This window comes from Aquimarina megaterium XH134, from assembly GCF_000520975.1.
In the GTDB taxonomy this organism is placed as follows: Bacteria; Bacteroidota; Bacteroidia; order Flavobacteriales; family Flavobacteriaceae; genus Aquimarina; species Aquimarina megaterium.
The window spans coordinates 1-6,390 of sequence record NZ_JACB01000096.1; the positions used below are offsets into that span (position 1 = coordinate 1).

The 6,390-nt window shown below is 36.5% G+C and carries 1 protein-coding gene; it reads left to right on the forward strand.

The window, feature by feature from the left end; all coding sequences use genetic code 11:
• On the forward strand, positions 1-6,390 hold a 6,390-nt coding region (locus tag Z053_RS0127075; protein ID WP_025668110.1), incomplete at both ends, for an amino acid adenylation domain-containing protein.

Below are 6,390 nucleotides of genomic sequence, written 5' to 3' on the forward strand. Positions count from 1 at the left end.
AGAGAAGAATTGCTATATAAATTTAATGATACTGTAGTAGCATATCCGCATGATAAGAGCATTATTGATTTGTTTAAAGAGCAGGTCGAAAAAACCCCGGATGCTATTGCTATAATTTTTGAAAATGATAAACTTAGCTTTAAAGAATTAGATGATCGTTCTAATCAATTAGCACATTATCTTATCAGTCAGAATGTTAAATCAGAAGAATTGATAGGAATCTGTTTAGATCGTTCTTTAGAAATGATCATAGGTATTTTAGGAATATTAAAATCAGGAGCAGCATATGTACCTATCGACCCAGAATATCCATCAGAGCGTATCGATTATATAGTAGAAGATGCTACTATTAAAATCTTGTTGAGTAGTATCGACAGGAAGACCCTCTTCGAGAAAACAGATACTTTACAGGTTATTTCATTAGATGAAGATTGGGGTATTATAAGTAATGAATCTAATAATAATATAAATAAGTTATCTGGTTCGGAATGTTTAGCATATGTAATTTATACTTCTGGTAGTACAGGAAAACCTAAAGGAGTGATGAATGAACATAGAGGAGTTGTTAATAGATTATTATGGACTCAATCTCATTATAATCTTGATGCAAGGGATTCTATTCTGCAAAAAACATCATTCTGTTTTGATGTATCGGTATGGGAGCTGTTCTGGCCTATTATAAGTGGAGCTAAATTAGTTTTTGCAAAGCCGGAAGGGCATAAGGATGCACGGTATTTAAGAACATTGATAGAATCACATAACATTACTACAATTCACTTTGTGCCATCTATGTTGCGAGCCTTTTTAAGCGAGATAAATTTGGGAGATTGTAGTTGTCTACAACGTGTTTTATGTAGTGGAGAAGCTTTACTGGTGGATCATGCAATGTTGTTTAGAGAGAAATTTAATAATGTTAGATTGGATAATCTATACGGACCAACAGAAGCAGCGATTGATGTAAGTTTCTGGGAGGTTCCGGCGGAAGGAGATTTGTTAAGAGTTCCAATAGGGAAACCAGTTGCTAATACAAACCTTTATATTCTTGATAAAGAAGATCAGGTATTACCAATAGGAGTGGTAGGAGAGTTATGTATTGGAGGAATTCAGGTCGCAAGAGGATATTTGAACCGGAAAGAATTAACAGAAGAAAGATTTGTAGCAGATCCATTTATCGTAGAAGACCGTATGTATAAGACAGGAGATTTGGCCCGTTGGTTATCAGATGGTACTATAGAATATATAGGAAGGAAAGATGATCAGGTCAAAATTAGAGGATACCGTATAGAATTGGGTGAGATAGAAAATGTGCTATCTACAATTGAAGGCATTCATAGTTGCTGTGTTTTGGCCAAAGAAGATGGCAGTGGAGGTAAACGCCTGGTAGGTTATGTAGTAGGTGATTTTGATAAGGAAAAAGTTCAAAAAGAATTACGCTCAAGATTACCAGAATATATGGTTCCTCTGTTATGGGTCGAATTAGAAGAAATGCCATTAACCAGCAATGGTAAGTTAAATAAGAAGATACTTCCTGATCCAGATACATCGCAATTATCATCACAAGAATATGTAGCTCCTCGTAATGAGTTGGAAACACAACTGGTATTAATCTGGCAAGAATTGCTTGGTATTGATAAAGTTGGAGTGTATGATAATTTCTTTGAGCTGGGTGGACATTCTTTATTAATAGTTCAGTTAATTTCGAAACTACATGATCAAAACCTCCACATAGAGGTGAAAGATATTTTTGCAAACCCCACAATAGAGGCATTAGCATTAAGGTTAGGTACAGTTACTTCTCACTATGAAGTTCCGCCCAATGGTATTACAATAGATAGTAATAAGATTACTCCGGATATGGTTCCATTACTCGATTTTAGTCAGGAAGAGCTAGATATCGTTGTGAATCATATTGAAGGAGGTGTTTCTAATATCCAGGATGTATATCCCCTTTCTCCATTACAAGAAGGGATGTATTTTCATCATTTATTGAGTGATCGCACTAGTGGAGATCCTTATGTTTTGATTACCGGAATTTCTTTTGATCATCCCGATAAACGTTCAGAATTTATAGAAGCATTCCGCTATGTGGTTACTCGTCATGATGTACTTCGCACTTGCATTATAAATGAAGGATTACCAAATGCCGTTCAGGTGGTTTTACGTGATGTGAAACTTAAGGTGTCAGAATTACCTTTTTCTTCATCACAAAATGTGAAAGATGAATTAGAATCGATGATGGCTTCGGGTAAGCATTGGATAGATTTGTCAAAAGCTCCTTTATTAAACTTAGAGACAGCAGATGATCCTATCACAGATAATTATTACTTAATAATGAAGTATCACCATACTGTGATAGATCATGTTGGTTTAGAGAAGATCGTAGGAGAGATTGAAGTTTGTTTGTCTGGCGATAAGTCAAGTCTTTCAACTCCTGTTTTATATCGTGATTTTATTGGGCATGTGCTATATCAACAGTCTGCCAATGATAGCGAGTCGTATTTCCGTTCACGTTTAGGAAGTATCACAGAGCCTACTTTTCCTTTTGGCCTGTCTGATACGTTAGGAGATGGTAGTGGTATCGAAGAATCTCGTTATGTATTGCCTAGGGATTTATCGAATCAGCTTCGATCACTATCTCGTAGTTTAAGTATGACTCCCGCAGTTCTTTTTCATGCAGCCTGGGGGTTAGTTATAGGTAGATGTAGTAGTAAGGATTATGCAATTTTCGGATCATTATTTTCTGGCCGATTACAAGGCACATTAGAGGCGGGGCAATCTTTAGGATTGTTTATCAATACGCTTCCTGTAGTTCTTGATTTATCAGATAATGTACGAGATTATGTAGCAAAAGTAAAGATGGAGTTAGAAGGTTTATTACCTTATGAGCAGACTCCATTATCACGTATTCAGAACTGGAGTGGTGTTTCTAATGATACTCCATTATTTAGTGCCTTATTAAATTATCGTCATTCTTCTCCTGCTCCTGATCATCCAGATACAGATTTAGGGATGCGGTTATTAGGAGAGAAAGAACGAACTAATTATCCTTTTGAAGTAAGTGTAGATGATTTGGGAGAGGATTTTAGTTTAACTGCTTTTGTAGATGGTGACATTACGCCTGTACGTGTTATTAAGTATATGGAAATGGCCTTACAGGAACTTATAAAAGGCCTTGTGAGCGAGAATGTTATTGAGGTTAGTAGCTTGAGTATTTTACCAGATACAGAATTAGAGTTACTCAATAGTTTTAATACTACCGAAGTATCCTATCCTTTGGATCAAACAGTAGTTGATTTGTTTTCTACTCAGGTCTCTTCTACTCCATTAGCTATAGCTTTATCATATAAAGGTTTAGAATTGACCTATCAGGAGTTGGATGACCGATCTAACCAATTGGCTCATTATTTACAAGAAAAAGGAGTTGGGAATGGTGAGCTGGTAGGTATCTGTATCACCCGTTCTTTTGAGATGGTTATAGGTATTTTGGCTATTCTAAAATCCGGAGGAGCGTATGTTCCTATTAAACCTGATTTTCCAACCTCACGTATTTCTCATATTGTAGAGGATACGAATTGCAATTTGATTTTAACCGATAGTTCAAGTTTATCATCTTTGGATCTATTGGATGTTACCAAAGTTATAATTGATGGGGATGCTCCAGAATATGTAGAGTATCCTACCGCTTCTCCAGATATTACTACAGTTCCTGATGCTTTAAGTTATGTAATTTACACATCTGGCAGTACAGGAGTTCCCAAAGGTGCTATGATCGAGCATCGTGGGTTGTTAAACCACCTGTTGCTAATGATAGATGAGTTGGAGATGGACTTGAGTAGTGTTGTTGCTTTTACAGCACCTTTTACCTTTGATATTTCAGTATGGCAAATATTGAGTGCTTTATTATGTGGTGGTCGTGTTGTTATTTATAATGAAGATACGATTTTAGATCCACAGTTTTTAGAGAAGTCTTTATCAGAAGATGAGGTTTCGATACTTCAATTGGTTCCTTCGTATGTTTCAGAATTATTAGATATTGAAACACCTAAAGGCCTGAATAGATTGAAATATTTTTTAGTTACGGGAGAGGCCGTTTCTAGAGGGGTGTTACAAAAATGGTTTTCTCAATACCCTAATATTCCTGTTGTTAATGCTTATGGTCCTGCAGAGGCAGCAGATGATGTAACCCTACATAAAATGTATGAAGTGCCAGATGGTTCGATGATTTCTATCGGTAAACCAGTAGCCAATATGCAGATTCATATTCTAGATGCTGTTTTGAATCTGTGCCCGATAGGAGTAATAGGAGAAATTTGTGTTAGTGGAGTAGGAGTTGGGAGAGGGTACATCAATGATGCAATAAAGACCGCGAGTAGTTTTATCTCAGATCCATTTGTAGAGGGCGGTCGTATGTATCGTACAGGAGATCTGGGTCGTTGGTTAGAAGATGGTACCATTGAGTTCGTTGGTCGAGCAGATGATCAGGTAAAGATCAGGGGGTATCGTATAGAGTTAGGAGAAATAGAAAATGCATTATCAGGGATAGAAGGAATTACTCAGTGTTGTGTTTTAGCTCCCGATGATCATAACGGCAATAAACGTTTAGTAGGTTATGTTGTTAGTTTGAGAGCTTTTGATAAGGCTTTGGTTCAAGATTCTTTGTCATCACAGTTACCGTCTTATATGGTTCCTCAATTATGGGTTGAATTAGAGGAGATGCCATTAACAGGTAATGGTAAAATAGATAAAAAATCGTTGCCCTTGTTGGATACTTCTGCCTTGTCAGGCAAATCTTATGTAGCCCCCAGAACAGATATGGAAGAACAATTGGCTTTGATCTGGCAGGACCTACTTGGTATGGATAAAGTTGGGGTGTACGATAACTTCTTTGAGTTAGGTGGTCATTCACTATTGGCTACCCGATTGGTATCCAAACTTCGAAAGGATATGAGTATTGAAGTTTCTATTAGAGATATATTTATACATGGTCGATTAGAAGATTTGGGAGTTCATTTGCTATCTCGTCGTTCTGGAGTTGTATTACCAGCCATAGAGATTCAGCAACGCCCGGATCGTATTCCATTATCGTTTAGCCAGGAGCGTCTATGGTTTTTAGATCAATTAGAAGGTAGTGCTGCTTATCATATTCCGATAGTTTTATGGGTAGAGGGTAGTTTGGATATTGACATATTGGAGACTTGCTTTAGAATTATTGTATCTCGTCATGAGGTGTTGCGAACGATGATCCTTTCTGAGGACGGTATAGGTTATCAGGAAGTGATTGAGTCAGATAATTGGAAGTTAGATCGGGTTACAGATCAATCAGATGCTTCCCTAGAAATTTCTTTAATGTCTTATTTGAATATTCCTTTTGATTTAGCAAAAGATTATAAGTTTAGGGCTTGTATATATGAATTAGAGTCTGATCGTTATGTTTTGGCAGGAGTTTTTCATCATATTGCCAGCGATGCATGGTCAGAGGATATATTGGTAAAGGAGTTTGCAGAGTTGTATGAAGCATATCAAAAGAATCGTGAGGTAACCTTACCAGAATTAACGTTACAATATTCGGATTATGCGATTTGGCAACGTAACTATGTAGAAGGCGAAATATTAGAGCACCAATTATCATATTGGCAGGATAAATTACAGGGAGTTGCTCCTTTAGCACTGCCAACAGATTATGTTCGCCCGTCAGTTCAGGATTATAAAGGTTCTTGTATTACCTTGAATTTGAATCCGGATTTAAGCTCAGCAATTGAATCATTATGTAAGCAAGAAGGAGTTACCCTGTTTATGATGTTGTTGTCTGCTTTCAAAGTTTTATTATATAAGTATAGTGGCCAATCTGATATTTGTGTGGGAACTTCAATAGCAAACAGAACCCAGTCAGAGTTAGAAGGTATGATTGGATTTTTTGTCAATACACTGGCATTACGGAGTGATTTAGGAGATAATCCCGATTTCAAAGAATTTTTATCACAAGTAAAAGATACGACTTTACATGCTTATGATCATCAATTAACTCCATTTGAGAAAGTAGTAGATCGAGTTGTTGATAAAAGAGATATGAGTATCAATCCATTGTTTCAGGTAATGTTTGATATGCAAAACACTACTAATGAAACTTTGGCATTAGAAGGAATAACACTTTCACCATATGAGCATGAGGCAAGTACATCACAATTCGATTTAAACTTAGTAGCCGAAGAGAAAGAATCGGGTATTTTATTACGACTAGAATATTTTACCTCTTTATTCAAGGAATCTACGGTAATACGTATGTTATCTCATTATGAGGAATTGTTAAAGAGTATTGTAAATAATAGTACTTCTCCCATAGATTCTTTATCGATGTTACCAAAGCAGGAGGAGGAATTAATTTTGGGTCGA